Source organism: Nocardioides sp. CPCC 206348, assembly GCF_048654705.1.
Taxonomy (GTDB): Bacteria; Actinomycetota; Actinomycetes; order Propionibacteriales; family Nocardioidaceae; genus Nocardioides.
On sequence record NZ_JBMCZA010000190.1, the window covers coordinates 79,655 to 82,548 of the forward strand.

Consider the following 2,894-nt stretch of genomic DNA (forward strand, 5'->3'; position numbering starts at 1 on the left):
GGGGTCGGCCACGACGGGCGTGCACAGGTCGGCGCCCACGTCGAACAGGTCGTTCTGGACGCGGGTGAGCAGCGTGACGACCTCGTCCTCGAGCCCGCCGGTCGCGATGGCGACCCCGATCTGGGCATTGGCCTCGTCGACATCGGCGTACGCCGTGAGGCGCAGGTCGGTCTTCGTGGTCACGCTCATGTCCCCGAGACGGGTCTCCCCGGCGTCGCCGGTACGGGTGTAGATGCGCGTGAGATTGACCATGGTCGACAAGCCTAGTCCCGACACGCACCGAAACTTTCGGGGACTCAGTGCAACCGAATCGGGTACTGGAGCGTCAAGGTAGGTGACAGGGAAGCGCAGGCGACCCGATCTCGGGAGGGCAACATGGCGGAGAACCAGATGGCAACGAGTGTCGACATCCGCGTCGACCACGGCGTGGACGGTCCCGTCCTCGTCCTGGCCGGCGACCTTGACGTGCGCAGCACCGAAGTCGTGCGCGCAGCCGTCTACGACCACCTCCAGTCCGTGGACGTCAGCGTCGGGAGCCGGGTGTACCTCGACATCAGCCAGGTCCGGTCCGTGGACGCGACGGCCCTGAGGATGCTCGCCGTCGCCAGCCGCTGGTCCCATCGGTACGGCGCCCGCGTGGTGCTGCGCGGAGCCGGTCCCGCCGTACGCCGGATGATGCACCTGACCCACCTGATCCGGGTCATCGAGCTCGAACGAGAGCCGATTCCCGCCTGATCCGGCCGGTTCTCGCGGCGCGGGCACGGCGCTCCGATGTGGCGTTGTGCACAACCCCACACTGGTCAGGCGTTACCTAGCGGTAGCAATCGCCTTACGCTTCGCTCATGAGCTCCATGCCTGACGCTGCTGCCACGCCCGAGAAGGCCTCGCACGCCAAGGATCGCCCGTGGGTGATGCGGACCTACGCCGGCCACTCGACGGCGGAGGCGTCGAACGCGCTGTACCGCGGCAACCTGGCCAAGGGCCAGACCGGCCTGTCGGTCGCGTTCGACCTCCCGACCCAGACCGGGTACGACCCCGACTCGATCATGTCGCGCGGCGAGGTCGGCAAGGTCGGCGTGCCCGTCCCGCACCTCGGCGAGATGCGCAAGCTCTTCAAGGACATCCCGCTCACGGGGATGAACACGTCGATGACGATCAACGCGGTCGCGATGTGGATGCTCGCGATGTACCAGGTGGCCGCCGAGGAGCAGAACCCCGGCGTGGACCCCGCCGAGGTGGCCAAGCAGCTCGCGGGCACGACCCAGAACGACATCATCAAGGAGTACCTCTCGCGCGGGACCTACGTGTTCCCGCCCGAGCACTCCCTGCGGTTGATCGCCGACATGATCGCCTACACGGTGCACCAGATCCCGAACTGGAACCCGATCAACGTCTGCAGCTACCACCTCCAGGAGGCGGGCGCCACGCCCGTGCAGGAGATCGCCTACGCCATGTGTACGGCGATCGCCGTGCTCGACCAGGTGAAGTCCTCCGGCCAGGTGTCCGACGAGGACTTCGAGAAGGTCGTCGGCCGGATCTCCTTCTTCGTCAACGCCGGGGTCCGCTTCATCGAGGAGACGTGCAAGATGCGCGCCTTCAACGAGCTGTGGGACGAGATCACCCGTGAGCGGTACGGCGTCCAGGACCCGAAGATGCGCCGGTTCCGCTACGGGGTGCAGGTCAACAGCCTCGGCCTGACCGAGGCACAGCCCGAGAACAATGTCCAGCGGATCGTGCTGGAGATGCTCGGCGTCACGCTGAGCAAGAACGCCCGTGCCCGTGCACTCCAGCTGCCGGCCTGGAACGAGGCCCTCGGCCTGCCGCGCCCGTGGGACCAGCAGTGGTCCCTGCGCTTGCAGCAGGTGCTGGCCTTCGAGTCCGACCTGCTGGAGTACGAGGACATCTTCGACGGCAGCCACGTCATCGAGGCCAAGGTCGCCGAGCTGGTGGCCGGCGCCAAGGCCGAGATGGACCGGGTCCAGGCGATGGGCGGTGCGATCGCTGCCGTCGAGTCCGGCTACATGAAGTCCGAGCTCGTGTCCGCGCACGCCGCACGGCGTGGCCGGATCGAGGCCGGCGACGAGATCATCGTCGGCGTCAACCGGTACGAGACCACGGAGGCGTCGCCGCTGACCGCCAACCTGGACGACGCGATCATGGCCGCGGACCCCCAGGCCGAGGCATCGGCCCTCGCGTCGATGAAGGCGTGGAAGGAACAGCGCGACGAGGCGGAGGTCAGCGCTGCCCTGCAGGCCCTGGCCGAGGCCGCCAAGACCGACGAGAACCTGATGGCAGTGACGCTGCGCGCAGTCCGCGCCGGTGCGACCACGGGGGAGTGGGCCGGCACCCTGCGCGAGGTGTTCGGTGAGTTCCGTGCGCCGACCGGTGTTGCCGGAGCCGTGGGCGTTGCCGAGGCCGGTGCCGAGCTGACCACCGTCCGCGAGGCGGTCAAGGCGACCGGCGACGAGCTCGGCGGCCGCCTGCGCCTGCTGGTCGGCAAGCCCGGTCTCGACGGGCACTCGAACGGTGCCGAGCAGGTCGCCGTCCGGGCCCGCGACGCCGGCTTCGAGGTGATCTACCAGGGCATCCGCCTGACGCCCGAGCAGATCGTGGCAGCCGCCGTCTCCGAGGACGTCCACTGCGTCGGCCTGTCGATCCTGTCCGGCTCGCACATGGAGCTGGTGCCCGCCGTGCTCGACGGCCTCAAGGCCGCGGGCATGGGCGACGTACCGGTGATCGTCGGCGGCATCATCCCCGAGTCCGACGGCAAGCGCCTCGAGGAGCTCGGCGTCGCAGCGGTCTACACCCCCAAGGACTTCGGCCTGACCGAGATCATGGGCGGCATCGTCGACGTGATCCGGAAGGCCAACGGCCTGTAACGGAGGTCGAGGAGG

Annotated in this window: 3 protein-coding genes; 2 read left to right on the forward strand and 1 reads right to left on the reverse strand. The window is 68.7% G+C overall.

Going from position 1 to position 2,894, the window contains the following annotated elements:
• Positions 1–252, reverse strand: a 252-nt coding sequence (locus ACOADB_RS16270) for an ATP:cob(I)alamin adenosyltransferase (protein ID WP_378600625.1), incomplete at its 3' end; no start/stop codon positions are given.
• A gap of 138 nt (positions 253–390) precedes the next feature.
• Here ACOADB_RS16270 and ACOADB_RS16275 point away from each other — a divergent pair.
• Both ACOADB_RS16275 and ACOADB_RS16280 read left to right on the forward strand, forming a co-directional pair.
• Positions 391–735 carry an STAS domain-containing protein gene (locus tag ACOADB_RS16275; RefSeq protein WP_378600627.1) on the forward strand — a complete coding sequence of 115 codons (345 nt, stop codon included), beginning with the start codon at positions 391–393 and terminating at the stop codon, positions 733–735.
• 116 nt (positions 736–851) lie between these two features.
• Complete coding sequence (locus ACOADB_RS16280; protein WP_378600685.1) at positions 852–2,879, forward strand: protein meaA; 2,028 nt, start codon at positions 852–854, stop codon at positions 2,877–2,879.
• Positions 2,880–2,894: the final 15 nt, after the last annotated feature.

Coding starts and splice junctions, on each gene's coding strand:
- ACOADB_RS16275 (WP_378600627.1), top strand. CDS start 391: ATGGCAACGAGTGTCGACATCCGCGTCGACCACGGCGTGGACGGTCCC.
- ACOADB_RS16280 (WP_378600685.1), top strand. CDS start 852: ATGCCTGACGCTGCTGCCACGCCCGAGAAGGCCTCGCACGCCAAGGAT.